We start from the raw sequence: 24,077 nt of genomic DNA on the forward strand, positions 1-24,077 counted from the left end.
TGCCGGCATGCTCAAGCTGCTGATGCCCGTGATTGTGATGCTGCCCGGTATTGCCGCCTATGTGCTGCACAAAAATGGCTCGTTGCAAGCAGAAATGGCCTCCACCGGCGCCTTCAACGCTGATAACGCCTATTCGGCCATCCTTACCTTTTTGCCCAACGGCCTTAAAGGCCTTTCGTTGGCGGCCCTTACGGCCGCCATTGTAGCCTCGCTGGCGGGTAAAGCCAACTCCATCTCCACCATCTTCACGCTTGATATTTACAAGCGCTACCTTAAGCCCGGCTCCGATGAAAAGCAGCTGGTGTGGGTGGGCCGCCTCACGGTGCTGGCTGCCATGGTTATGGCCATTCTGCTTACCTGGAAAGACTTGCTGGGCATTGGTGGCGAGGGCGGCTTTACCTACATCCAGAAGTACACCGGCTTCATCTCGCCCGGCATTGTGGCTGTGTTTGTCCTAGGGCTGTTCTGGAAGCGAACCACGGCCCAGGCCGCCATTGCCGGTATTCTGTCCGGCTTTATTTTGTCGGTGTTCTTCAATAACTACGCGCCTTCCGTTTTCGGCAACGAAACGCTGTTTTACACGGCCTTCCCGAACGGAAAAGGCGGCTACGAAATCCCGTTCCTGATTTGTATGGGCTTGTCTTTTGCCTTCACCTTTGTGCTGATGGTAGCCATGAGTCTGGCCGGACCTAAGGTAAACCCACGCTCTATTCCCATTGAGCCCGGCATGTTTAAAGTCAGCCCGCAAACTCTCACGCTTATTGTCCTGACGCTGCTGATGATTACGGCGCTGTACGTCAAGTTCTGGTAGCCGCTCCGCGAGAGGCTAATTTTTACGGGAAAAGCCTGACATCCAGCACTGGGGGTCGGGCTTTTTTTAATGTAGAAGCTGAGCAGCCATGCTTTTTTAGAAATAACGCTTACGTGCCGGACACGGCACCACGCCACCCAGGTTTGTTAGGTGAGGCAAGCAGACACCCTAGGGCGCAGGCGTTTTACGACTCTGGGCCACCTAGCAGGCGGCTTGTCCTGCGCCGAGCTGAGTTTACTTCGGGTATTTCTCAGGCTTAAATTTTGTTCTTTGTTAATAATTAAATAGATTATCGGAAGTAAGCTCCTAAGGTTTTGTGGCGATTATGCCGTAACAACAACCTCGAGCTTAGCGCAACGTTGTATACGGCGAAAGCAGGCTGCTGCTTTCGGCATTACCTCTTGTACTATGGCCAGCCCCTACTTTCCTACCCCACCTGCTTCCCTTCCCGTCTCTGACCAGCAAGGTTGGTTTTCACGCCTGCAGCACGCCGAAAAACTGGTCGGCATTACGGAGGCGGGCATACCACAGGTTAGCATGGAAACCTTGTCGTTGATGCAGCGCTACGTCCTCGGTGAGCTGACGCTTGATCAGGTCCTGATTCTGCAGTGCCGCCGCTTACAGGTGCGTTAGCGTAAGGCCGCGTTTCACTTAATACTACTACCCCTGCTAAGGCCTCAAACCCATAGAGAAGGGCGCGTTGCTAGCCAACGGAACACAAACAAAAATCCCCTCGGGTTGGCCAATAAGGCTTTCCCGAGGGGATTTTAAAGCTCTATAGCTACCGGTTATTGCTGTTGGGCCTGCAGGCTTTTCAGCTTATCGTAGGTTTTTTGCGACAGAGCATACTGCCGCTCCACGGCCTCCAGAATATCGCCGGAAAGCTGGCCTTTGGTGAGGGCATCCTGGTAGGCTTTCAGGGCCCACTCTTCGCCGAAAATGTTGGAACCCAGAATGGCTTTTTCATCCTGGCCGGTTACGGCTGCTTTGGCATCCATCCAGCGACGGTAAAGCTTGCCCTTGAGGGTAGTACCGGTCTGGCGGGATCCGCCTTCTTCGCGCAGAGCAGCATTCAGCTCATTGGAAAACTGCTGGCTCTGGCTTACCAGCTGCTTGTAGTAGCCGCGCAGCTCCGCATCGGTGCTTTCGGCTACCGCCCGCTGATACCCTTCAATGCGGTCGTTGATAAACAGGAGCAGCTCCTGCAGGGTGTTTGCTTGTCCGTCGGAGCTAGTAGTAGCGCTGGCTTTACCGCGGGTTGAGAAATAGCCTACCCCCAGTACTAACAAGGCACCGCCCACAATTTTTTGGGTGGTGCTGAGCTTGTTAAACTGAGCGGTTGCCTGCGTGCCTACATTTTTAAGGGCCGGCGACAAGCCGCTGAGCAAATCAGATACACTGCTTTGCGACAGCCACTGCTGAGCCTGGTCAGAAAGAGAATCGTTCGAGTTCGAGGAGGAAGTTGTGGAATAGCGCGTCATGACAAAAAGCGTAGTAGTGAAATATGCCTTGTGATACGGCAGTACGCTTCATTCGTTTGGCACAGCTAGTAAACAGCTTCCGTCAAGCACAAGAATAGATTAATGTAACTAGTTGATTTACTGAGGTAAATAGTAGTTGCTTTTCTTTTGTCTATCGCGCGAGTTACTCAGCCCCTGAGTGCGCCAAGTGCCTGTGCAAACGAAAGTAACCCTGGTAACACCATGTTACCTCTTATGCGGAAATGGGGCCGCTGCCAGCGGGCGCCTTGTCTATTAGGCTTGTTCGTTCTCGCGCAGATAGGCGAGCATGTGGCCGAGGGTAATCTCCTGATGCGCCACCATATTCAGTAGGCTTCGCTCGTAAGGCGGTAGCGCACTGTCTACATCCAGGGAAAGCGCTAAGGCCGCGGCTATCACCTGTTGCGTCCCTTCGTCAGTTGCTAGCAGAGAAGGGTTCTGACTCAGCCATAAAAGAAGAAAGAAGTTCATTCCTAAAAATCGGAATATGGCAGTCCGCATCCAAGTCGCCAACCAGAGTCCTATCCGAATGGCTGCCTATACCCCACGAACAGCTTAAAATCATCGACCTACGTGGTTACCACAACGGTACCTGCGCAAGAAAACGATGACGGTAACCTTGGGTGGCTGTGGTGTAAACGGTAGGTGACCCTAGTCCTGGATGCCTCAGGTGATAGTACCTTATCATCCTGGTTAGTTTGGAGCAGCTGCAGGGCTAGTAAATGCCGGGCCTAGCTCCAGGAAGCAGATTGCGCTACGTGTAGGCGCCGGAGCTGGGCACTCTTTTTATGCTGGTGGGCCTGCATGCGCTTCAGAATTCCTCCTAAAATCTGGACGGCTTCCAGCACCCGCGGCCCTTTGTTGAGCATCACGCACTCGGCCCGGTCGCCCATGGCAGCGTCCGTAATTTCGGCTCGGGACGGCATACCGCCGCGGGCCAGGCTTTCCAGCACCTGAGTGGCCCAGATAACAGGCACGTGGGCCGCTTCACACAGCCACAGAATCTCTTCCTGCACTTCCGCCAACCGTTCAAACCCGCACTCTACGGCTAGGTCGCCGCGGGCAATCATTACCCCGCAGCTGCTGGCTTTCATGGCCGATAGCAGCAGGGCCGGCAGCTGCTCAAAGCCGCGGCGGGTTTCAATTTTAAGCAGTATCGGCAGTGGCCGGTCCGTAAGGTCGTGCAGGCGCTTTTGCAGCAACTCCACTTCCTCTACACTATTCACAAACGAGAGGGCCACCATATCGGCGTGTTTGGCCACAAACGCCAGATCGTGGCGGTCTTTTTCCGTGAGGGCCATTACGGGCAGGGCAGTATCGGGCAGGTTGATGCCTTTGTCGTTGCGCAGCTTTTCGCCCTGGGGCCGGGCCTGGGTAATCTGAATCAGCAGCGAATCGGGGCTGGCCTCCCGAACTACTCCGCCAATTTTGCCATCATCAAACCAGATTTTCTCGCCCGGGCGCACATACGCCAATACCTCCGGCAGCGTACACCCGATTTGAATTCGGGTGGGGGCTAGTGCGGGCCAGGAGTTGCTGACTCCGGACGTAAAGGGAACGGGCCTGATTAGCTCCACTTCATCGCCGGGGCGCAGCACCACATACGACTCCAGATGCGGGAGGTGGTGTGGGTTGGCGCCGCCCCCAGGAGCGATGAATAAGGTGGCCGGCGTCAGGTACGCCGTTTTGAAGAGGTGCGCCCAGCATCCGTGCGGGCTCGTGCTGAATACCTGCAGCAAGCGGGTAGAGCCTCGCGCATCCACTAGGGAAATGGTATCGCCGGAGTTCAGGCTTAGTAGCCATTCTGCGGGAAAAGGAAGGATTGCAAAGGCAGGGTTGGGCGGGGCCTGGGGTCGGTCCTGGCTAGTAAGCCACAGCCGGGCCGGCGCCAGCACCTGCCCGAACACATTGCGCTCCGGTTTTACCTTGAGCACGGCCGCGCCGGGCGGCAGGCCTGTAGTGCGCAGCTTGGGACCCGCCAGGTCCATGCTCACCCGGCATGATTTGCCCAGTTTCTGCTCGGCTTGCCGGAGGTGCTGGATCATCTTGCGCCAAGCCCGTACGTCATCGTGGGCGCAGTTGATGCGCATGCAGTTCATGCCAGCCCGCAGCAGATCCTCTATCAGCGTATAGTTACGGGCACCTTCGCTGGAGATAGTAACCATGATCCGGACGTCATGCTCGGGCGGCTCAGGCCCCAGTACGGTTGCGCTGTGCTCGGCCAGCAGGCGGGCACCCGTCCGGAAGTCAGGCGCTAGTTCGGCGGGCGGGGTAGGCTGTGGCTCAGCCAGATCAGCTGCTTCGAGCACCCGCGCCAGCACGGCATCGAGCGTGGCCAAGGCATGTGCCTCCGCCCTTCCCAACGAGGAAAGGCCTAGCGAGGAGAGCTCCAGCTGCAAGGAGCGCAAATCGTGCTGCCGCAGGGCCAGATAGTGTAGTAGGTTGCGGGCGCTAAGCTGGAAAGTAGGATGCACTGCTTCCAGCCGGGTTGCCGCCTGCGCCGCTGCACTCAGCATATCCTGCCGGATAGCCATAAGGCGGTCGAAAAGCGCTCGGATTTCCACTTGACCCGACGCAACAGGCACAGGCAACTGGTTGAGCTTAGGCATACGTAAAAGCTGATCCGGTGCGATGTTGAGCGCCGCTGTGTCTAAGTATTAGAAAGATTAAGATACTAAACCTGTAATAAATTGTAAGGTATATATGCTGACTAAGGACGTACCTCGTTTACTAGGTTCTGCTGCTGCTCAAAGGCCGTGATGTTCTGGAGCGTGGTGTGGGCAATGTTGCGCAGCGCATCGGCCGTGAAAAAGGCCTGGTGCCCGGTTATCAGCACATTGTTGAACGACATCAGGCGCATAAACACGTCGTCCTGAATCACCTGCCCCGATAAATCCTCAAAGAACAGGTGGCTTTCTTCCTCATACACATCCAGCCCCAAGTACTTTATCTTTCCGGATTTCAACCCCTTAATAACCGCCTCGGCCTTAATAATGGCCCCGCGGCTGGTGTTAATCAGCATCACCCCGTCCTTCATCTTGGCAATGGATTCCTCGTTGATGAGGTGGAAGGTTTGGGGCGTGAGCGGACAGTGCAGGGAAATGATGTCGGATTGAGCGTAGAGAAAATCAAGGCCGGTTTGCTCCACGCCGATTTCGGTGGCCTCTGTACTAGGGTTAATGTCGTAGCCAAGTACCCGGCACCCAAACCCCTTCAGGATACGGGCAGTTACCAGCCCAATGGTGCCTAGCCCGATCAGGCCCACGGTGCGGCCGTGCAAGTCAAAGCCCATCAGGCCATTGAGCGCAAAGTTGCCTTCCCGTACCCGGTTGTAAGCCCGGTGCGTGTTGCGGTTCAGGGTCAGGATGAGGGCCAGGGTGTGCTCGGCCACGGCATACGGCGAGTAGGCGGGCACCCGCACCACTTTCAGGCCCAGCTCCGCGGCCGCCTTCAGGTCCACATTGTTGTAGCCCGCGCACCGCAGCGCCACTAGCTTCACGCCTTCCTGGGCCAGCGTCTGGAGCACGGGTGCGCTCACCACATCGTTAACGAACACGCACACGGCCTGCGCCCCCTGGGCCAGCGAGGCGGTGGTTTCGTTCAGGGGGACATCCAGAAACTGCAGCTGGTGCCCGCTCTCCTGGTTAGCTTCCGTAAAGAACTGCCGGTCGTAGGGCTTGGTGTTGAAAAAGCTGATGGTCATGGAGTTGCGATAATAAGAAGAGCCACACGCGAGTTACGCCGGCCGGCCCCACTTCCGGCCGTGCAGCTACACACGTGCAGCTACACAGCAACCGGCGTGGGGCCAGAGGAAACTGATGCGGTAAGCTAGCGAATCCGGGGCGGCTAATCCTCGGCAGGCAGCACCAGCACCGGCACTGGGCTTTCCTGAATAAGCTGGGCCGTAACGCTGCGGTGGAACATGCTGCCGAGCAGGCTGTGGCGCCGGGCCACCACCACCAGCATATCGGCCTCCTGGTGCGCAACTTCCTGCAGAATCCCGCCGGCCACATGCGGCTGATACACTTCATGCAGGTGTGCTTCGGAAGGTGCCGTCACGAGGTCGTTGGCAGTGATGGTCTGGAGGACAGCGGCCTTATCGGCCCGCGGGTGCTCATCATCGGTCACGTGTACCACCTCGAGGGTGCCCTGTACGGCCGTAAGTAGGCGGCGCAGCACATCCTGGTGCGGAAATAAAGTAAATGGCTGCCCATCTACGGCCATTAGTAGCCGGGTTGGGGCAGCAAGATCCCAGCCCACGGTGGGTACAATCAGCAAGGGGTACGGAGAGTGCCGCAGCAAATCCATGACGGTGCTGGTTACCACTTCATCGGGCATCGAGGCCGAACCGGGCCGCCCCAGTACCACCAGCAGCGGACGGTGCCGGGCTACGCTTTCCTGAATGGCCTCGGTCAGAAACTCATCCGATACATCCACTGCCGTGGGCACGGGTTGCTGGGCGGCCAGCTGCTGCAGCGAAGGCGAAGCGACGGGTTGGCTGGATTGCGCTTGCCGGCTGTAGTACTCCTCGGGCGAAAGCAACCCATCGTGGCGCAGGTGCAGGAGCACCAACTGGGCCTGAAGCGGTACTGCCAGCCCCGCCGCATACGAAATGGCGTGGTTGGATACGGCAAAGAAATTCGTGAGAACAACAAGGGAAGTATTCATAGCGAAGCGGAGAAGAGTACCGGTGAAATCACTAGGGTAAGCAGCGCGCCGAAACCACAGGAAGCCCAAAGCCCCCAGGTGCCTGAGGCTGGCGCCTGGATTGCGGGCGACCCTAGGTAGCACCGCAAACCGCTTAGGCACCTAAGGCAGCCTAGTAGCACTTAACAAAAGGCAGCCGCCAAACGGCGCTTACGTCCGCTGGGGCCGCCGTATACCACGCCGGTACACCCCGGACAGGGCCAGGGCGGTCAGCAGCAGAATCGGGAACAGAAAAGCAAAAGGTAGCACGGCATCAAGGGGAAAAAGTACAGACCAGGAACAAGTCAGATATTTATATGAATATCGGCATATTCCGGGAGTAAGCCCCTGACGATGATTAACTTATTTGCTGACGTTTGTCATGTTGGGCGGTTTGACTGCGTGTGTTAAGTGGCCCTGCGGCTTTACTACCCCACCCGCGGCAGTGAACCGATTGGTGCATCAGCCGGCCTCGTTGCGCAGTACTTCCAGGGGTGGGCGCGTGAGTACGTCGCGGCTGTTGAGCAGGCCAATGAGCACTGTGAGCACCATGGTAACCAGCGCCAACGCCAGCAGCGGGCCCGGGCTCGGGACAAATGCCACCTCAAACACCCAGATGGCCAGCGCCCACGCCGCTATACCCGCCAGCACCAGCCCGGCCAACGCGGCCAGAATCCCGAGCAGGGCATATTCTACCAGCGTGATAAACAAGATCTGGCGCCGACTGGCACCTAGCGTGCGGAGCAGCACACTTTCCTGCACCCGTTGGTACCGGCTCACCACCACCGAGCTAACCAGCACCAGCAAACCCGTAGCCATGCTGAATAAAGCCATAAACCGAATGACAAAGGAAATCTTGTCCAGAATGTCTTCCAGCGTTTTAAGAATCAGGCCCAGGTCAATGGCCGAGACGTTGGGAAAGCGCTGCACCAGCTCCCGTTGCACGGCGCCCAGCACGGTGTTGTTGGGTACGCGCGTGATAAGGGCAAAGAATTGCGGCGCGCCTTCCAGCACCCCCTGCGGAAACACCACCAAAAAGTTGGTTTGCACCTGGCTCCAGTCTACCAGGCGGGTGCCACTCACGATGGTGTTCATGGGCACGCCCTGCACATTGAAAGTAAGCGTGTCGCCCAGCGTTAGTTTCAGCCGCTTGAAATAGCCTTCCTCAATGGAAATGCGCGGAATGCCATCGGCCCCCAGCATGGGCAAGGTGCCGGTATCCTGCTTTTCTGAGCTGATGAGCTTATTACGGTAGGTTACGCGGTACTCGCGCCCAAAGGCCCACTTCGGTACGCCCCGGGTGCTATCCTGGCGGAAAGCGGCTGCCGTCCGGCCATTGATAGCCGCCAGCCGCATTGTTACTACGGGTACCTGCTGGATTACAGGCAGCTGCTGCCCCCGAATCAGCTGCTCCACCTGCTGGCGCTGCCCGGGCTGAATGTCAAACAGCACCAGGTTGGGCTGCTGGCCTCCGCCGGCCACCTCTACCCGGCCTAGCAGCAAGCCCTGCAGCATATACAAGGTTGCCAGCAGAAATACCCCTAGTCCAATGGAAATAGTTAGCGTGATGGTCTGGTTATTGGGCCGATACAAATTCGCCAGCCCCTGCCGCCATACGTAGCTCCAGGAGGAAGGAAAGTAGCGCCTCACCAGCAAGCGCAACAGGCTCCCTAGGCCCGCCAGCGCCGCAAAGGCCACCAGCAAACCCCCGCTAAACCCCAGGGTGAGAAGTACGTCGCGAGTCTGGAGGTACGCAAAGCCGGTGATGAAAAGCACGATCAGGGCATACACGGCCAGCCGGAGCGGATCAGGGCGGGTGGTGTCTTCCTCGTAGCTGGCGCGCAAAGTCCGAAGCGGCGAGATACGCCGGATTTTCAGCAGCGGCAGCAGGGCAAACAGCACGGCCACTAATACACCCGTCATGATGCCCTGCGCCACAGCGGGCCACGAAACGGCTACCTGCACATCGACGGGCAAAAACCCGGCAAAAACCCGGGGCAGCAGCACCTGCATGGCAGAGCCAAGCGCCGCGCCAACCACGGCTCCCACTAGCCCCATCAGGGCGGTCTGCAGCAGATAGATCAGGAGGGCCTGACGGCCGCTGGCCCCCAAACAGCGCAGCACGGCTACGGAGGCCACCTTTTCGCGCACATACAAGCTCACGGAGCTGGCTACGCCCACGCACCCCAGCAGCAAGGCCACAAACGCCACTAGGTTCAGGTAGCGGGTAAGGTCGTTGAAGGAGCGGCCGGTGCGCTTCTTGCGGCTGGCTACGGTATCGGTGTCAATATTGTCTTCATCGAAGCGCGCTTCCAGAGGCTTGATCAGGCTTTCTACATCGGTGCCAGAAGCCAGCTGGTAGTAGCGGCGGTACTGGATGCGGCTGCCGCGCTGCACTAGCCCGGTTTGGGGCAGGAAGGCACCCGGAATGAAAACGGTGGGCGCCACCGCGGCACTGAGCCCCGACTGGCCCGGCGTTTTACGCACCCGCCCGGCAATCCGGAAGGTGAGCTTACCTACTTTGATGGAGTCGCCGGGTTGGGCGTTGAACTGCAGGAGCAGGGCATCATCTACTAGGGCTACCTGCTGGCCCAACCCCGCGGCCTCCCGAAAAGTGGCCAGCGCACCTGCTGGTTCCAGCTCCCAGGTGCCGTAGTACGGGAAGTTGCCCGTGAGGGCGCGCACCTGCGCCAGCCGCACGCCCTGCCCGCGGGTAAACTGCACCAGCGAGCCAAACGACACCTCCTGGCTCCGCTCCGGACTCAGGGCATCAAGCCTGGCCTGAAGTTTGGCACCTAGCGGCTGCGTCGAGGATACTACCAAGTCGGCGCCCACCAGCTCCCGGGCCTGCTCATCGATGCTGCGGGAAAGGTTGTCGCCAAACCCATTGATGCCCACCAGTGCCGCTATGCCCAGCACAATGGTAGAAATAAACAGCACCAGGCGGGAGCGGCTGCGCCTTGAGTCGCGCCAGGCCATGCGCCACAGCCAACCCATACCGGGCCGGGCCTGCGGAATTTTAGTGCTCATGATAGGGGAGCGGCCGCTGCCGTACGGGAAGCCTGCGAATCAGAAATAACGGCCCCGCTCTTAATCCGGATGATGCGCTGGGTTTTGGCCGCCAGCTCCAGATCATGGGTAACTAACACCAGCGTGGTACCAGCTTCGCGGTTGAGCTCAAACAGCAGCTCCACAACCCGGGCGCTGGTGTCGGAGTCGAGGTTGCCGGTAGGCTCGTCGGCAAACAGTATTTTAGGCCGATTGGCAAAAGCCCGCGCCAGGGATACGCGCTGCTGCTCACCCCCGGAAAGCTGGGTAGGATAATGATGGCCGCGCCCGCCCAAACCTACGCGTTCAAGCAACGCCTTGGCAATGGGCTGGCCGTCCTTCACGCCGCGCAGCTCCAGGGGCACCAGCACATTTTCCAGGGCCGTGAGGGTGGGCAGCAGCTGAAAGTTCTGGAAGATAAACCCCACGTTTTCGTTGCGCACCGCCGCGCGCTGGTCTTCGCTGAGTTCATCCAGCCGGATGCCGTTCAGCCACACGCTGCCAGCCGTGGCCCGGTCGAGGCCGGCGCACAAACCCAATAGGGTGGTTTTGCCGCTGCCGGAAGGGCCAACAATGGAAAAGGTATCGGCGGGTTGCAGCTCGAAACTAACGGACTCCAGCACCGTGAGCGTCTGGCCGCCACTGGTGTATGATTTGGTGAGGTTTTCTACTTTCAGCATGAAATCAAAGCGTGTAACCAATTGGTTGGAAGGGCAGCCGCGTGCGCCACCGGGGTGGCGCACCGACTACGGCTATCGTAACAGACGCACTAGCCCCTGTGGTACTTTCTACCGTACGGCATAAAGCACAAAAAATAGATTCCGCATGAAAACAGTCTCGTTCCTACTAAGTTGCTGCCTGCTGCTAGGCCTGGGTGCCTGCGACTCCACCACCCCGCCCGCCACCGAAACGGCTGCCGCGGGCCCAGCCGTGGCTGAGGCACCAACGGCCCCGGCTGCAGCCAAGCCGGTACTGCTTTTTTTCGGGAACAGCCTCACGGCCGGCCTGGGTGTGGAGCCGGAAGAAGCGTTTCCGGCTCTGATTGGGCAGAAGCTGGACTCCGCGCGCCTCAACTACACCGTGGTGAATGCGGGGCTGAGCGGGGAAACCACGGCCGGTGGCCGCAGCCGGGTGGGGTGGGTGTTGCGCCAACCGGTAGCCGTATTTGTGCTGGAGCTGGGCGGCAACGACGGCCTGCGCGGCGTGCCCCTCTCCGATACCCGCCAGAACCTGCAAGCCATTATTGATACGGTGCGCCGGCGCAGCCCCCAGGCCCGGATTGTGCTGGCCGGCATGCAGCTGCCGCCTAACCTCGGGATTGAGTACGCCACGGAGTTCAAGCAGCTATACCAGGAGTTGGCCCAAAAAAACAACCTAGTCCTGATTCCGTTTCTGCTGGAAGGAGTGGGCGGCGTGGCGCGCTTCAATCAGCCCGATGGCATCCACCCAACGCCCGCCGGCCACCGCATAGTAGCCCGCACCGTGTGGAAAGTATTGCAGCCCGTGTTGCAAGAGGCAGTACCAGCCAGCTGACCCAGAGCACTGCTAGGGGCAGTGGTGCCACAAACCCCAACGCCCTAAAGGGGCTAGGTTAGCGCGGGAAGTAAACCGAGAAGGTGGAGCCGGTGCCTAGCTCGCTTTGCACCTGAATGTGGCCGCCCGCATTTTCTATCATACGCTTCACCATGTACAGGCCCACGCCGGAGCCCTCTACGTGGGTATGAAACCGCTGAAACATGCCAAACAGCTGCCGCTCACGAGATAAGTCCAGGCCCAGGCCATTGTCCTGCACCTCCAGCACATAAAAGTCCGGCTCCGCCCGGGCCCGCACCTGCACCCTGGTTGGCCGGTCAGGGTGGTGGTACTTGAGGGCATTGCTGAGCAGGTTATAGACTATTGAGCGCAAGTTTTTCTCCGGGAATAGGATCCGCGGTACCGCCAGCACATCCACGCTCATGCGCGCCCCCACTTCCTGCAGCAACGGGGCCAAATCCAGCCGCACTTCTTCAATTACGTGGGCCAGGGACACTTCATACGCCGGTTGGTCGTGCTCTTTTTGCAGCTTCGAGACGTCGGTGAGGTGGTCAATCGTTTTTTTGAACCGCTCCACCGAGTCCTGCATCAGATCCAGGATATAAGAAACCTCCCCGGCCTGACTTTGGGGCGGCATTTCGGCCTGCAGCGTGTGCAGCAGCCCCTCAATGTTGGTAATGGGGGCTTTCAGATCGTGGGAGGCGGTGTATATGAAGTTGTCGAGGTCGACGTTGGTGCGCGTAAGCTTTTCGTTGGTAGCACTTAAGGCGGTGGCCAGGGCGTGCGCCTGCTGGGCGCTGCTTTCGGCGGCGCGGCGGGCTTCTACCTGCTCGGTTACTTCAAAGGCAAACACCAGCACACCGTTTATTTGCTCCTGGTCGTCGTGGCGGGCCTGGTATACAAAGCTGAAATAGCGGTCTTCCAGCACGCCATCGATGGGCCGTGCTATGGGAACTAGCATGGCCTGCTCCTCGTGGGTTTGGCCGGTGTGGTACACCTTCTGCAGCAGCTGCTCAATGTGGGTGCCGGCTATTTCGGGCATGGCTTCCAGGATTGGCATCCCCAGAAATAAGCGGCCGGGAATCAGCTGCTGATAGCCTGGGTTCACAAATTCATACACCAGATCAGGCCCATCCAGAATGCAGATGCCGGCCGGGGCTTGCATAAATAGGCTGTGCAGGCGCTGCTGCTGGGTTTCGCGGTGCTGGCGGGCTAGTACCTGCTCCGTCACATCGTGGGCAAAGATGGAAACGCCGGCAATGTTGTTCTCTTCCCGATACGCTTGGTAAGTAAAGGTGAAGTACATATCCTGGGGCGGAAGCCCATTGGGCTGCTGTACCAGGAGTGGCAATTCCGTTCCGAAAAACGTTTCACCAGTATGATATACCCTATCGATGAAGGCGTCGAAGCCCTGTCCTACAATCTCGGGCAGCGCTACCGTCACGGGCAGGCCTAGCAGCTGGCGCCCGGGAAACAGCTGTTGATACGCCGCATTGATGTACTCAAATGTGTGCTCCGGACCGCGCAGCAAAGCAATACAGGCCGGCGTCTGCTCAAATACTTGGTAAAATGTTTCCCGCTCCCGGACCTGGCGTTGGGCCACTTCCAGCAACGCCTGCTGGGTTTGGGCCAGCTGCGCATGGTTAGCACGCAGTTCTTCGTTTGACGCCTGCAGTTCCTGGTTAAGCGTCTGTACTTGTTCGCGCGCCTCTACCTGATCCGTGATATCGGCTACCAAGCTGTAAAACCCTATCACAGCACCATCCCGAATATCAGGTACGTAGCTGGTTTGGATGGAGCGAATAAAATCCTGCCGATACGGCATCAGGGACGTGAAATCGAGCCGCTCCCCGGCCAGTGCCCGCTGCATATAGCCTTGCACCTTCTGGTACGCTGCCTCCCCAATAACCGCGCCCACCTGCTTACCGATTATCTGCTTGGCCGGAATATGAAACCAGGATTCATAGGCCCGGTTAGCAAACTGATAGGTTTCAGATTGGTCTATGTAGCTGATCAGCACGGGCAAGGCATCGGTAAGCAACTCCAAGCGGCGCGTGGAAGCCTCGCTTATCTGGCGGGCTTGATGCTGCTGCTGCTGGGCCACCACCTGTTCGGTTACCTCGAAGGCAAACACTAGAATGCCGTCTATCTGGCCCTGCTCATTGAAGCGCGCCTGCTGAATGTAGTTAAAGTACCGGTCCTCCAATACCCCATCTGCCGCCCTCATTAGCGGAATCAGCATGCTCAGCTCCTGGTGGGGAATACCCGTTTTGTACACCTGCCGGAACGTACGGTACACCTGATGGTTTTCCAGTTCTGGGAGGGCTTCGAGCAGTGGCTTGCCTAGTAATTTTCGCTCCGGAAACAGCTGTTGGTACCCCGGGTTCACCAGCTCAAATACCAGCGCAGGGCCATCAAGAATGCAGATAGCGGCCGGAGCCTGCAAAAACAGCTCTTCCAGCCGCTGCCGCTGCCGTTCCACCTGCTGCTGTACCTGCTCTAGCGCCAGCGTGCGCTCCCGGACTCTGGCGTCCAGACCTTGGTTAAGCTGCTGGAGCTGGTGCTGGGTGTCGAGCAGCTCGGTATTCAGTTCCTTGCGTTGCTCGTTGTTGGTGTTGAGGGTGCGGTTGGCCGTGTCCAACTCCTGGTTTAGTTGCTGCACTTGCTGCCGGGCCTGCACCTGCTCCGTCACATTCACCACGCAGTGCAGAACATGGTGCACCTGCCCCTGCTCATCACTAACCGGTATGTTGCGCGGCAGCCAGAATCGCTCTAAAAATAGTCCCGGGTTGTCTTGATCCCGAACGTCGTATCGCTGCAAGGGCATTTCGTGCGGCTGGCCCGTGCTCAGGACTTGCAGCAGAGAGCTGCGCAAATTATCCACGGCCTGGGCCTCCGGCGCCATGGGGTTGTCCGGAAACGCCTCAAACATAGGATGCCCCAGGAGCTGTTCGCGCCGGCTGGCAGTAGCAGCCAAGTACTCGTTGGAAACGGCCTGAATAATTAGTTCCGGCGAAAGCAGCAGGTAAGCCCCGGGCAACACAGTGAATACGGACAACAGTGCTGGCAAATCAGACCCCGGGAAAGCAGAAATCATACGTGTTTGGTACGCCGGAAATGGCTGGTATTGGACAATTATGCCTACAAACTGCATCAAGCGAAGATCCACCTGCGTGCCGGGAGGCTACCCCACCCACGAACCAGCTTTTAGACTGGGAAGATAGCAACACTTTTCGGCCCTGCCAGCATACTAGGGGCACACCTTGGCCTGTTATCTGGTAGCGGCAGGAAATAGTAAACTGGCAACTAGCCCATCCGTAAATCGGCAAGGTACGCTGTACTTTCGCCGCATTAGGGCTGTAAAAGGAGAGCCAATTGACAAGGCAAACCGGTAAGCTGCGGGGCTAGGTTGGCTGTGTTTTGTCCTTAGGGGTTTAGTTTCAGCAGCGGGCTAGGCATTGGTGGGAGCAGTGCGTTGCGCTACGCGCAGCCATTCCTGGGCACCTTCAATTTCGTTGAACATGCGCATGTACAGGCGGCCGCCTACGCCTAGGTGCATGGCCTCCGCAGACGGGGCCGCCATAGAAGCCGGGTTTACTACGTGCGCGAAATGCGTGAGGCCCAGCTTACTGGCCCGCGGTGCCCAGTCCTGCACAATCCAGCTTACGGCGTGGTCCCAGGGGCCAATCACCTGACGGTTGTCGTTCAGCAAGTACGGACAGGAGTGTTTTTGCACCAGCTCCAGGCACGCATCTGCGCCACTCACCACATCAGCGTAGGTTTGGTAGCCAATCCAGTTATTATACACCCAGTGATGCCGCACGTCGTATTCGGAAGTGAAATACACTTTGCCGAAGCTATTGGTTAGTTGCGTAGCCATGGAAGCGTAGGGAAAGAGTACAAGCAGTCCAAAAGCTGGGGAGCTTCGGCAAAAGTAGCGGCGCAGGCGGCCAGACGGTCGACCGCGCCTGAGTCAGGCTTTGTGGGCCAGGGTAATGGCGCAGGCCTGCCATAAGGAGGAGTGCACCAGCTGCCACATGTTGTCGCCTTCCAAAATATAGTCCTGGTCCCGGATGGACTGCTGCAACATCTTCAACTGTACTAGCCTAAACCGCTGGTTTAGGGAAAGGGGCTCTAGCAGCAACAGGCTCTCAATCGTGGAGGATAGGATATCTAACAAGCGCTTCTTGCTGGCCACTGAGTTTGAGCGTTGGCGTAAGCCAGCCAATAACTGCTGGTTGTGCGCAAAGCGTGTTAAAATCTCACGAGTCATACTGGCAGGAAAAATAAAATGGTTGCCGTAAGACGAGACGGTTACTTCACGTAAGCAAAGTAGTCATTTCACACGTGAAAAGCACCTGCACCCCAGGCAGCACGGGCACCCGCTTGGTCCCCGACCATATCAGAAGCTATGGTTTAGGACTTTAACTGACCAAGTAGGTTGTGGTTAAAATAAAATAAATAGTTGTATGTCAGATATATAAGTAGTTTGATGGCACTGGATCAGCACGCAACGTTCATCCGTTGCGGTATTGAAATACTTCTATCACCTGCCGCAAAATTCAATGCGTGCTGACTAGGCATACTGTGACCGCAAACCGACCGCCCGCACCGGTTTAGCATGACGCATTTGGTGCTACCGGCTACAGAAGTTTGGGTAGAAATTGCCTGCGGAGTGCTGTGGCCATAGCCTGGCTTACAGAGGACTCACTAAGCAAAAGGTCAGAGTGAATCAGAAACGGGTCCACGCATTGGCCGTACGCAGCCGACAATGGTACATCGGAAAAGAAGGGGTTCAGTACTTCCACGTTGCCCTTGCTGTGCGGAATAAGACCCATGCGCTCCGCCAGATTGGGGCGCGGCTGGCGAGTATAGAGGATGTAAGCGGTTGGCGACACGGGCTGCCCGAGCAACTGGCCGGCGGCCACTTCCCCGCTCCACCAGCTGCCGGCTGGCAAAGCCTGGGATTCCAGCATTTTGGTAGCCATGGCCGGGTCGCGCCAGCGGTAGCGTTGGGGGTTGAGGCGGTTGCGCAGGCTAGTAGCATATTGCTTTTGCCAAGCCTGCGCTAATTGCGGCAGCGAGTCCAGCCGGTGCTGGTCATCCAGGTGCCACAGCCCTTGGTGCTGTAAGTTTGAAATGAAGCGCTCCACCAGGGCCAGCTTGATGCCCGAAATGGATGATAAGGCCTCGGCGGTGTGGGCATAGGGTTGGGGGCCGGTAATAAGCTGGAAGGCAAACCGCATCTGGGTGGCTACAATAGAAGCACTAACCGGCGCCGTTGCGGCGCGGTGGGGCGGGTTGCCTTGCAGATGCACCAGTACCTGGGGCTGCGCGCAACACAACCAGGCATTGCCGGCACTGTCCGCATAGCAAATGCGGGCGGCCCGCAGTTGCTCGCCTATCTCTGCCGATACAAACTCTGTAACCAATAATTGCCGAGGGTGCTGGTGGGCGTAACGGGCTATCTGATGAGCCGACAGGCAGGAGCAGGCTCGCACATGAAAGGCTACGCTGGGCTCCCAGAACCAGTGCTGCTCTACCTCCGAAGCTACATCAGCCGCTTCCTGCACTCGGATGGGTACGCCTAAGGTGTGCGCTAGCTTCTCCCGAACCTGCGTCAGGAGGGAAACGGTAGCCATAGGTAAAACAGATGTTGCCAAAGCTGCTGCGCGGTATCACTACCGGATTATGATACAACAGAAAGGCCGGAGCTATCGCCAGCTCCGGCCTTTCCTCGAATAAGTGAGCTAGTAGGGAGCTTAGTACGCCGTGTTCTGGGGGTCGAAGTTGGTCCAGCCCTGGGCCCAGTTGTCGGTGCCGTTAAAGGCCCCGCGGTAGCTTACCTTATCAAAGAAGTTGTCGGCGGCTTTGCCCGTAAACACAGCGCCGGTGAGCAGGGGTGAGGAGCTAGAAAGCAGGAAGCCTGGCGTCCCCAAGGTGAAGGTGTTGGCGTTCAGCCCGAGGGTACCTAGCTCGGCATTGGGCACCACCAGGTTGTTTTTACCGGCGCCGTTAAACCAGGTTTCTACGTCGGCATCGGTGAAGGCGCCGGTGTTGTTGGCGGCCCGCAGCGGACGCGTGGTGTTGGCCAGCACTACTCCGTTCAAATCCAAGCCCCCGCCCTGCAGGTTGCTCCAGGTAGAGGCCCCGTCAAGGCGCAGCCCCTCAGGGTAGCCCACGAATACCGAGTTGTAAACGCTGGTAGACGTGTTGCGGCGCAAGTGCAGCGCCGACTGGAAGCTACCGCTACCCGACTGCTGGGAGGCAGGGGGCGTGCCGCCGGTAACCATAATACTAAAGTTGCTGAATACCGGTGCCGTCAGGGGCAGGCCGGCGTTATCGCCCGTGGCGGGCGTGCCGGGGTTGAAGTTGTCGGACTCAAACCCGTTCGAGCCCGATTGGTCAGCATACTGCGGGTCACGCAGGGAAAGCCCGTACTGGAGTTTACCCGTGAAGCCAAAGTCGGTGTCGAAGTCGTCATCGAAGCCGCGGTACGCTACCAGGTGCTTGGCATTCACGGTGCCACCAAACCACTCATAGGAGTCATCACCCGAGTACGATACCTGCACGTAGTCAACCTTAGTTCCGCTGCCCACGCCGTACATAGTCAGGCCATTGATTTCGCTGTTTGAGCCCGAGGAAAGCGGAATGCCAGCAAACTCAATGCGCACATACTTCAGGCTGCCCGAGTTATCTTCTTTGTTAGTGCCGCCAAAGGTGCCCCCGATGCCGCCTTCCGGCTGCGTGCTCAACGACTGGTTAATGGGGGCCGAGCCGATCAGTACTACCCCGCCCCAGTCGCCATACCCGCGGCTGCCCGCGGCCTTAGCTGACGTGAAAACGATGGGGTTGCTCTGGGTTCCTTCGGCCATGATCTTGCCGCCCTTGTCAATGATCAGCGTGCCCTTGGTGGCCTGGTCGCCGAAGATTTTGGTGCCTGGCTCAATGGTCAGCGTAACGCCATTGCGCACATACACAAACCCCTGCAGCAAGTACTTCTCATCGGCGCGCAGGGTCCGGTTGGCGGTGATGTCGCCGCTCAGAATAACCCGGCCCGCGTTGTCGGTAGGGCCGCTGGGCTGCTGAATTTCAGGTGCGTTGTCGTTGTTGTCTTCGCAGCTGCTCAGCGAGGTGGCGGAAGCGGTAGCCAGCAAAGCCAGCAAAAACAAGTTGGAAATGCGTTTCATGAAAAGGAGATAGGGTGAAATGAGCAAAGGTTGAGGGCCAGCAAGGGGGTAGTCTGAAAAGCGGTAGGCTACCAGGTGAAAGTCAGGCCCAGCGTGGTGTTGGAGCCGCGGCGGAACGTGCGCACCGTCTGGTCGCCCCCGGAGTACTTATCGTTGCGGTCCGTGTCCTGGACTAGCTTTACCGGCTGGTTAAACACGTCCTGCCAGGCGGCGCGCAGCTCCCAGTGCTTGGCCAGGCGTTTGGTGGCTACCAGGTCTACCACGTTGCGGGGCGCTTCGTACACCGTGGGATTTACTACCGTGCCCACCGCGTAGATACGCGGACCGGCCACGTTGTAGAGGGCGCTGATTTGGGTGCCTTTTTCCTCGTTGGCATAATAGGCGCCCAGGTTCACGAGGTAGGGCGACTGGTTTTGCAGGGGGCGACGGCGGGTTTGGGTGTCGCTTACATTCTGGGCTTCCACCCGGCCGCTGGCGTCGGGTACGTTCACCGTCTCGCCCAGGTCAATCTGACTAAAGATGTAGGAGGCGTTGCCGACCAGCGAGAAGCGGCGCAGGAAAGCCGACTCGGAAATAGAAGCCAGGCTTTTGCGGATTTCAATTTCGGCGCCGTAGTTCTGGGCTGACTGCGTGTTCACAAAAGCATAGCTCAGGCTGTTGGCGCCGGTCGCCGTGGTCAGCAGATAGTTTTCGATGGGGTTGGTGAAGTGCTTGTAGAAGGCGCCCACTGTAATCTGCTCCCCGCTGGTGGGGTACATTTCCCAGCGCAGATCCAGGTTTTGCACGGTGGCCGTTTGCAGGGCATAGTTGCCCTGGATATCCGCGTTCAGGTTGAAATCATAGAAGCGGAAGGGGGCCAGCTCCCGGAACTCGGGCCGGTTGATGGTGGAGGCGTAAGCCGCCCGCACCAGCATCTGGTCGGTCAGGTTATAGGAGACGTTCAGCGAAGGCATGGGGCTGAAGATCCGGCGTCCGCCGTTGGTCAGGCCGCCCCCGCGCAGCTCACTGGTTACCTGCTGGTCGTTGTATTCGCCGCGGAAGCCCAGGGTGCCCGTAAACTTGCCCAGGGGCAGGGTTAGGCTGGCGTACCCCGCGAGCAGCGTGTTGTTAGCCGCGTAGGAGTCGTTGGGGTCCGTGCCTTCCTCCAGGGTAAAGCTGCCGTCGCGGCCCGTCAGGTTCTCCGGGGCAAATACTTGCTCTACGGGCAAGGTGCGCGTGATGCTGGTGTTGCCTACGCTGCCGTAGCCAAAGAAGCGGGCGCTAAAGTCGCGGTCTTTGCGCTCAGCATAAAGGCCAGCCTTCAGCTTGATGCCGCCTTCTTTGTTGGTCGAGTCACGGGTAATTTGTTGCACCACGTTCAGGGCTACCGTTCCCACGCGCTCATTTAGCTTGGAGAAGTACCGGCCCGATTCCGTCAGACTTGGGTCGTTGGGCGTCGAAACTCCGAAAGGTGCCGGCTGCCCGTCGCCATTCATGGCTCCGATGGGGCGGATGTAGCGCACGCGGCGCCAGTCCGGCTCGGTACGGTGGGTGTTGGAGAAGCCGCCTACCCAGTTAATGGATGTTTTGTCGTTGGCTAGCTCGTGGTTACCCAGCAACTGGCCCGAGTAAATGCTGCGGCTCTCGAATCGTTGCGAGTAGGCCCGCACGTCGTTGCTGGTTTGGGTAATGTCCTGGCCTTCGCGCACCACCGTTTCGGCGGTGCCTAGCTGATTGAACAGGTTTTTGAATTCCAGGGTGCTCCGGCCGTTCAGCCGCAGCCAGAAGTTCTGCACCAGCCCGAGGCGAACCTCGTTGCCGTATACCCGGTCATTGTAGTAGGAGGCCAGCTGGTTGCGGTCGGCGCCGTTTTCGTAGAAACTCAGGCGGGCATCCGTAGCCTGCTTGTAGTTGCCATAGTTCACGCTAGTCAGGGTGCCTACCTGCTTTTCGCCCAGCTCAAAGCGACGGCCCATGTTAAAGGACAGGCGCAGATCAGGGGCAGCCTGCAGGGACTTTACGCCCCAGCGGTTGGGCAACTGGCGGGCATAGGCCGCCCGCATGGCGCTGGAATATTCATCACTCAGGCGGGCCGGCCAGTTGTTGGGGATGGTACGCTTGCCGCTGTCAAAGCCGAGCCAGTCGTACTTGCCGCCTTCGGCCTGCTGCACTTGCTGGCCCGTGGTGCCGCTGCGGTAGCCGCTGAGCACGCTTAGGTTGGTGAAGTTTTCCTCGGGAGCTCGCTTAGTGTATACTTTAATTACGCCGCCGGCAAAGTCGCCGGGCAGTTCCGCCGAGCCCGATTTGAAAATCAGCATCCGGTCGATGACGTTGCTCGGAATCATGTCGAAGGCAAAGGCCCGCGTGTCTACTTCCGAGCTGGGCGTGAGCACATCATTGAGCATCACGGCATTGTAGCGCTGGGTAAGGCCGCGCACCAGCACAAAGCGGTTGTCCTGAATGGAGACGCCGGGTACGCGCCGGGCAATTTGGGCTGCGTCGCGGTCCTGGGAGCGCACAATCTGCTCGGCCGATACTCCGACTGCTACCAGCTGGGCGTTGCGAACCTCCGATATAACGGCCACTTCGGTGTTGGTCCGGCGCTGGGCCGTAATGACTACCTCCCCCAGGGCGGCCGAAGCATCGGCCAGGCTGGTGTTGATGACAACTACTTTGCCGGCTTCTACCTGCAGGGCGGGCAGGCTTTTTGACTCGTAGGAAACCGAGCTGATGCGGAGCGTGTGGGTGCCGGTAGGTACTTTAACCAGGGCAAATGTGCCATCCAGGTCGGTGGAGGCGCCGATGGTGGTGCCCACTACCCCTACGCTGGCCCCAATAATGGGCTCTTTGGTTTTCTGATCGAGGACCGTACCGCGGATGGTGCCGGTGGCGGCTTGCCCGAGAGCGGTTAGGCTGCTCACGAGCCCTAGTAAAACCAGGAAAATCTGAAGCTGTAAACGTGCGACTGACATAGTAGAGAAGTATGCCGCAAAGCTCCGCTTCTACTATGTCCTCAAGTTGTAGGAATCATTATGTAATTGTTGCCTTCATATAAAAAGCGGTATACCAAGATATTTTCAACGGGTGAGAATACACACTTACCACTCCTCAGAAGCCTAGGGCCTGGAGGAGTATCAATCGGTACTGATGAGGCTGGCGGCCAAGCCCCCAGCTCTAACAACTGTAGGTAGCACACATCCAGGAGCTTAACCTTATCTATGCGGCCTTCAAACGGCGTTTCCAGCTCCAACGGGTGGGCTATAACAGCGAATTTATCCTAGCCATAGCTCTAGCTGTGACTGCCGGCGTCAGCGGGGCTCAGCCCGCGGGTAGAGTTAGCGTGGCGCGGTTGAAAAAGATCTGCGCGGCTTGATCAGTACCCGATTGCCAGCCGCAGATGCTCTAGCCTAGAAAGCAATAACGTTGCCCGATAGGTAGTCATATTCCTAGGAAAAACGCAGGTTACGCCTACCATAGTACGCTTGTCAGAAAGCTGGCGCGTGTAGCTTAATTCTGCGAGGTAGGGTGTATCATGAGCAAAGGCCGAAGTCAATACCTGATCAATGCGGTTAGTGGAAGCTGATGCGAAGTTGTTTATGCGCACAGTGGCTGAAACTTGCGTCACGCAATCCAGCGGCACATTCAGGATGATGGTCGGCGTGAAGTCAGTGAGCGTCTGGCTTTCCGGGCCACCTTCCACAGCACTGTGGTCACTATCCAGAGAGTAGTAACGCGACAGGATGGCAATTTCCGTTTTGTTGTGGTTGAGGAGATAGGAGCGGTAGTGTCGGGAGCCTCGAAAGCGTTAGTGCTGTAACTAGGTGGTTGGGCGGGTGCGGGAATTTTGGCGGCTAGTGGAAATATCGCCGAGGGTACGGCCCCGGTCCCGGCCAGAGCGCAAATGCTTGGCGTGACCTATTATCTGGGCGGAATATATGCCTGAGTGCCCCGAAAATAGGTACGCCGACACACAGGCCAGTCCCAGATATACGCCGACCTGCGCTCCAAACAATTCCATGCCCATCAGGGTGCACGCCAACGGCGTATTGGCGGCCCCCGCAAACACCGCTACAAAACCCATAGCCGCGAGCAGGGCCACCGGAAGTGGCAATACTAAAGCCAGGGCCGAGCCCAGAGCGGCGCCAATGAAAAAGAGGGGTGTAACTTCGCCGCCTTTAAAGCCGCAACCTAGCGTCAGGGCCGTGAGGGCCAGCTTTAGCAGGAAGTCTTGCGGGGGTAGCGGGGCTTGGAAGGCCGCTACAATGGTGGGCACCCCCAGCCCAATGTATTTGGTGGTGCCTAATGCAGCTACGGCCAAGGCTACGAGGGCCCCACCCAGCACGGGCCGAAGCGGTGGGTAGGATACGTGCTTGAACCACTGCGTAACCTGGTGGGTGAGGCCGGCGAAACTCCGCGCCGTGAGACCACACAGAATCCCAACCCCAACGGTAAGCAGCAACCCGAGGATGGTAATAGGTTCAGCATCTAGCTGGGGGTAGTGGGTGTGCCCCACACCCCAGCTTCGCGTTACCAAGTCGGCGCTGATGGCGGCCAGAAAGCTGGGCAGAATAGCATCGTAGCGAATAGCGCCGAGCAGAAAGACTTCCAACCCAAACACGGCACCAGCCAGCGGCGTCCCGAACACGGAGGCAAACCCAGCGCTGATACCGGCAATGAGCAGCAGTTTCCGGTCGCGGGGGCGCAAGCCCAACAGCCGGGTAAGCTGATCGGCCAGGGTGCCGCCCATCTGCACGGCCGTACCCTCGCGGCCCGCCGAGCCACCAAAGAGGTGAGTTGCTAGGGTAGTAAACAGCACTAAGGGTGCCATTTGGAGCGGAACTACCTTGCTGGGGTTATGAATCTCGTCTATCAGTAAGTTGTTGCCCTTTACCACCCTCTGGCCCAGGTAATGGTAACTGGCACCCACCACAAAGCCCGCCACCGGCAGCAGCCATATTATCCAGGCATGAGCTTCGCGCCAGGCCGTAACCCAGTCAAGGGCCAGCAGGAAGAAAGCGGAGGCCGAGCCTACCAGTACTCCAATAACGGCGCAAATCAGCAGCCAGCGGCTTAGAAACAGGAGGTGAGAGGTTTGCTCAAGGGCCATTACTGACCGGAATACGCGCGAAAATCGAGAAGCCACAAGCAGGAAAGTGTAAGCTCATAAAAAAACCTACGCGCCGCGGACTAGGAAGCCCGTAGGTTGCGTAGGAATCATCAGCTCAAAGCCAGGACTTTGGCGGTTACAGGTGGAAATCCATCACCTACTATGCAAGCAAATATAGAGAGTTTGCCCAGATGTCAAACCAGCGGATAGGCTTTGTTTGCGCT

18 protein-coding genes and 1 riboswitch are annotated in these 24,077 nt (G+C 58.3%); of the genes, 4 read left to right on the top strand and 14 right to left on the bottom strand.

Annotated features, from left to right (window positions below):
• Together ACYVHC_RS20160 and ACYVHC_RS20165 are read left to right on the top strand one after the other, a co-directional pair.
• Nucleotides 1-811, top strand: an 811-nt coding sequence (locus ACYVHC_RS20160; RefSeq protein WP_460615535.1) for a sodium:solute symporter family transporter, incomplete at its 5' end; no start/stop codon positions are given.
• A 408-nt stretch (nucleotides 812-1,219) separates the two neighbouring features.
• The gene (locus tag ACYVHC_RS20165) at nucleotides 1,220-1,444 is read left to right on the top strand and encodes a hypothetical protein (protein WP_460615536.1); all 225 of its coding nucleotides are present in this window, start codon (nucleotides 1,220-1,222) and stop codon (nucleotides 1,442-1,444) included.
• A 155-nt stretch (nucleotides 1,445-1,599) separates the two neighbouring features.
• On the opposite strand, the gene ACYVHC_RS20170 is transcribed toward ACYVHC_RS20165, so the two are convergent.
• The 7 genes from ACYVHC_RS20170 to ACYVHC_RS20200 form a co-directional block, all read right to left on the bottom strand.
• Nucleotides 1,600-2,292 carry a ferritin-like domain-containing protein gene (locus tag ACYVHC_RS20170; RefSeq protein WP_460615537.1) on the bottom strand — a complete coding sequence of 231 codons (693 nt, stop codon included), beginning with the start codon at nucleotides 2,290-2,292 and terminating at the stop codon, nucleotides 1,600-1,602.
• A 273-nt stretch (nucleotides 2,293-2,565) separates the two neighbouring features.
• The gene (locus ACYVHC_RS20175) at nucleotides 2,566-2,781 is read right to left on the bottom strand and encodes a hypothetical protein (RefSeq protein WP_460615538.1); all 216 of its coding nucleotides are present in this window, start codon (nucleotides 2,779-2,781) and stop codon (nucleotides 2,566-2,568) included.
• 260 nt (nucleotides 2,782-3,041) lie between these two features.
• Nucleotides 3,042-4,919 (bottom strand): pyruvate kinase, encoded by a 1,878-nt coding sequence (locus ACYVHC_RS20180; protein WP_460615539.1) that lies wholly within the window; start codon nucleotides 4,917-4,919, stop codon nucleotides 3,042-3,044.
• Between the two features lie 101 nt (nucleotides 4,920-5,020).
• Entirely contained in the window at nucleotides 5,021-6,013 is a 993-nt protein-coding gene (locus ACYVHC_RS20185) for a 2-hydroxyacid dehydrogenase (RefSeq protein ID WP_460615540.1), read from the bottom strand.
• 143 nt (nucleotides 6,014-6,156) lie between these two features.
• Nucleotides 6,157-6,978 carry a universal stress protein gene (locus tag ACYVHC_RS20190; protein ID WP_460615541.1) on the bottom strand — a complete coding sequence of 274 codons (822 nt, stop codon included), beginning with the start codon at nucleotides 6,976-6,978 and terminating at the stop codon, nucleotides 6,157-6,159.
• A 480-nt stretch (nucleotides 6,979-7,458) separates the two neighbouring features.
• Nucleotides 7,459-10,026, bottom strand: coding sequence for an ABC transporter permease (locus ACYVHC_RS20195; RefSeq protein ID WP_460615542.1), 2,568 nt, complete (start codon nucleotides 10,024-10,026; stop codon nucleotides 7,459-7,461).
• Nucleotides 10,023-10,724 carry an ABC transporter ATP-binding protein gene (locus tag ACYVHC_RS20200; protein ID WP_460615543.1) on the bottom strand — a complete coding sequence of 234 codons (702 nt, stop codon included), beginning with the start codon at nucleotides 10,722-10,724 and terminating at the stop codon, nucleotides 10,023-10,025. The genes ACYVHC_RS20195 and ACYVHC_RS20200 overlap by 4 nt, the downstream gene beginning before the upstream one ends.
• A 145-nt stretch (nucleotides 10,725-10,869) precedes the next feature.
• Between ACYVHC_RS20200 and ACYVHC_RS20205 the strand changes: the two genes are divergently transcribed.
• Nucleotides 10,870-11,577: an arylesterase gene (locus tag ACYVHC_RS20205; RefSeq protein ID WP_460615544.1), complete on the top strand. Its 708-nt coding sequence runs from the start codon at nucleotides 10,870-10,872 to the stop codon at nucleotides 11,575-11,577.
• Between the two features lie 58 nt (nucleotides 11,578-11,635).
• Here the strand turns inward: ACYVHC_RS20205 and ACYVHC_RS20210 are convergent, their stop codons facing one another.
• From ACYVHC_RS20210 to ACYVHC_RS20235, 6 genes are all read right to left on the bottom strand, one after another.
• Entirely contained in the window at nucleotides 11,636-14,674 is a 3,039-nt protein-coding gene (locus ACYVHC_RS20210) for a PAS domain-containing protein (protein WP_460615545.1), read from the bottom strand.
• A 354-nt stretch (nucleotides 14,675-15,028) separates the two neighbouring features.
• Nucleotides 15,029-15,457, bottom strand: coding sequence for a hypothetical protein (locus ACYVHC_RS20215; RefSeq protein ID WP_460615546.1), 429 nt, complete (start codon nucleotides 15,455-15,457; stop codon nucleotides 15,029-15,031).
• A 93-nt stretch (nucleotides 15,458-15,550) separates the two neighbouring features.
• Entirely contained in the window at nucleotides 15,551-15,850 is a 300-nt protein-coding gene (locus ACYVHC_RS20220; protein WP_460615547.1) for a hypothetical protein, read from the bottom strand.
• A 370-nt stretch (nucleotides 15,851-16,220) separates the two neighbouring features.
• The gene (locus ACYVHC_RS20225; protein WP_460615548.1) at nucleotides 16,221-17,219 is read right to left on the bottom strand and encodes a type IV toxin-antitoxin system AbiEi family antitoxin; all 999 of its coding nucleotides are present in this window, start codon (nucleotides 17,217-17,219) and stop codon (nucleotides 16,221-16,223) included.
• Between the two features lie 120 nt (nucleotides 17,220-17,339).
• On the bottom strand, nucleotides 17,340-18,767 hold the full coding sequence (locus ACYVHC_RS20230) for an IPT/TIG domain-containing protein (RefSeq protein ID WP_460615549.1): 1,428 nt from the start codon (nucleotides 18,765-18,767) through the stop codon (nucleotides 17,340-17,342).
• Nucleotides 18,768-18,835: 68 nt separating this feature from the next.
• Nucleotides 18,836-21,718 (bottom strand): TonB-dependent receptor, encoded by a 2,883-nt coding sequence (locus ACYVHC_RS20235; RefSeq protein ID WP_460615550.1) that lies wholly within the window; start codon nucleotides 21,716-21,718, stop codon nucleotides 18,836-18,838.
• A 644-nt stretch (nucleotides 21,719-22,362) separates the two neighbouring features.
• On the opposite strand from ACYVHC_RS20235, the gene ACYVHC_RS20240 reads away from it, so the two are divergent.
• Nucleotides 22,363-22,563, top strand: a complete 201-nt coding sequence (locus ACYVHC_RS20240; RefSeq protein WP_460615551.1) for a hypothetical protein — start codon at nucleotides 22,363-22,365, stop codon at nucleotides 22,561-22,563.
• Here the strand turns inward: ACYVHC_RS20240 and ACYVHC_RS20245 are convergent, their stop codons facing one another.
• A complete protein-coding gene (locus ACYVHC_RS20245; RefSeq protein ID WP_460615552.1) occupies nucleotides 22,564-23,889 on the bottom strand; it encodes a chloride channel protein in 1,326 nt (441 codons plus the stop codon).
• 58 nt (nucleotides 23,890-23,947) lie between these two features.
• A riboswitch (Fluoride riboswitch) is annotated at nucleotides 23,948-24,020 on the bottom strand.
• Nucleotides 24,021-24,077: the final 57 nt, after the last annotated feature.

It is taken from the genome of Hymenobacter seoulensis (genome assembly GCF_054780535.1).

Bases quoted from the DNA above. Each gene is read 5' to 3' on its own strand.
- ACYVHC_RS20220 (WP_460615547.1), bottom strand. From the start codon at position 15,850: ATGACTCGTGAGATTTTAACACGCTTTGCGCACAACCAGCAGTTATTG.
- ACYVHC_RS20200 (WP_460615543.1), bottom strand. From the start codon at position 10,724: ATGCTGAAAGTAGAAAACCTCACCAAATCATACACCAGTGGCGGCCAG.
- ACYVHC_RS20195 (WP_460615542.1), bottom strand. From the start codon at position 10,026: ATGAGCACTAAAATTCCGCAGGCCCGGCCCGGTATGGGTTGGCTGTGG.
- ACYVHC_RS20170 (WP_460615537.1), bottom strand. From the start codon at position 2,292: ATGACGCGCTATTCCACAACTTCCTCCTCGAACTCGAACGATTCTCTT.
- ACYVHC_RS20210 (WP_460615545.1), bottom strand. From the start codon at position 14,674: ATGATTTCTGCTTTCCCGGGGTCTGATTTGCCAGCACTGTTGTCCGTA.
- ACYVHC_RS20180 (WP_460615539.1), bottom strand. From the start codon at position 4,919: ATGCCTAAGCTCAACCAGTTGCCTGTGCCTGTTGCGTCGGGTCAAGTG.
- ACYVHC_RS20185 (WP_460615540.1), bottom strand. From the start codon at position 6,013: ATGACCATCAGCTTTTTCAACACCAAGCCCTACGACCGGCAGTTCTTT.
- ACYVHC_RS20215 (WP_460615546.1), bottom strand. From the start codon at position 15,457: ATGGCTACGCAACTAACCAATAGCTTCGGCAAAGTGTATTTCACTTCC.
- ACYVHC_RS20175 (WP_460615538.1), bottom strand. From the start codon at position 2,781: ATGAACTTCTTTCTTCTTTTATGGCTGAGTCAGAACCCTTCTCTGCTA.
- ACYVHC_RS20190 (WP_460615541.1), bottom strand. From the start codon at position 6,978: ATGAATACTTCCCTTGTTGTTCTCACGAATTTCTTTGCCGTATCCAAC.
- ACYVHC_RS20225 (WP_460615548.1), bottom strand. From the start codon at position 17,219: ATGGCTACCGTTTCCCTCCTGACGCAGGTTCGGGAGAAGCTAGCGCAC.
- ACYVHC_RS20205 (WP_460615544.1), top strand. From the start codon at position 10,870: ATGAAAACAGTCTCGTTCCTACTAAGTTGCTGCCTGCTGCTAGGCCTG.
- ACYVHC_RS20235 (WP_460615550.1), bottom strand. From the start codon at position 21,718: ATGTCAGTCGCACGTTTACAGCTTCAGATTTTCCTGGTTTTACTAGGG.
- ACYVHC_RS20230 (WP_460615549.1), bottom strand. From the start codon at position 18,767: ATGAAACGCATTTCCAACTTGTTTTTGCTGGCTTTGCTGGCTACCGCT.
- ACYVHC_RS20165 (WP_460615536.1), top strand. From the start codon at position 1,220: ATGGCCAGCCCCTACTTTCCTACCCCACCTGCTTCCCTTCCCGTCTCT.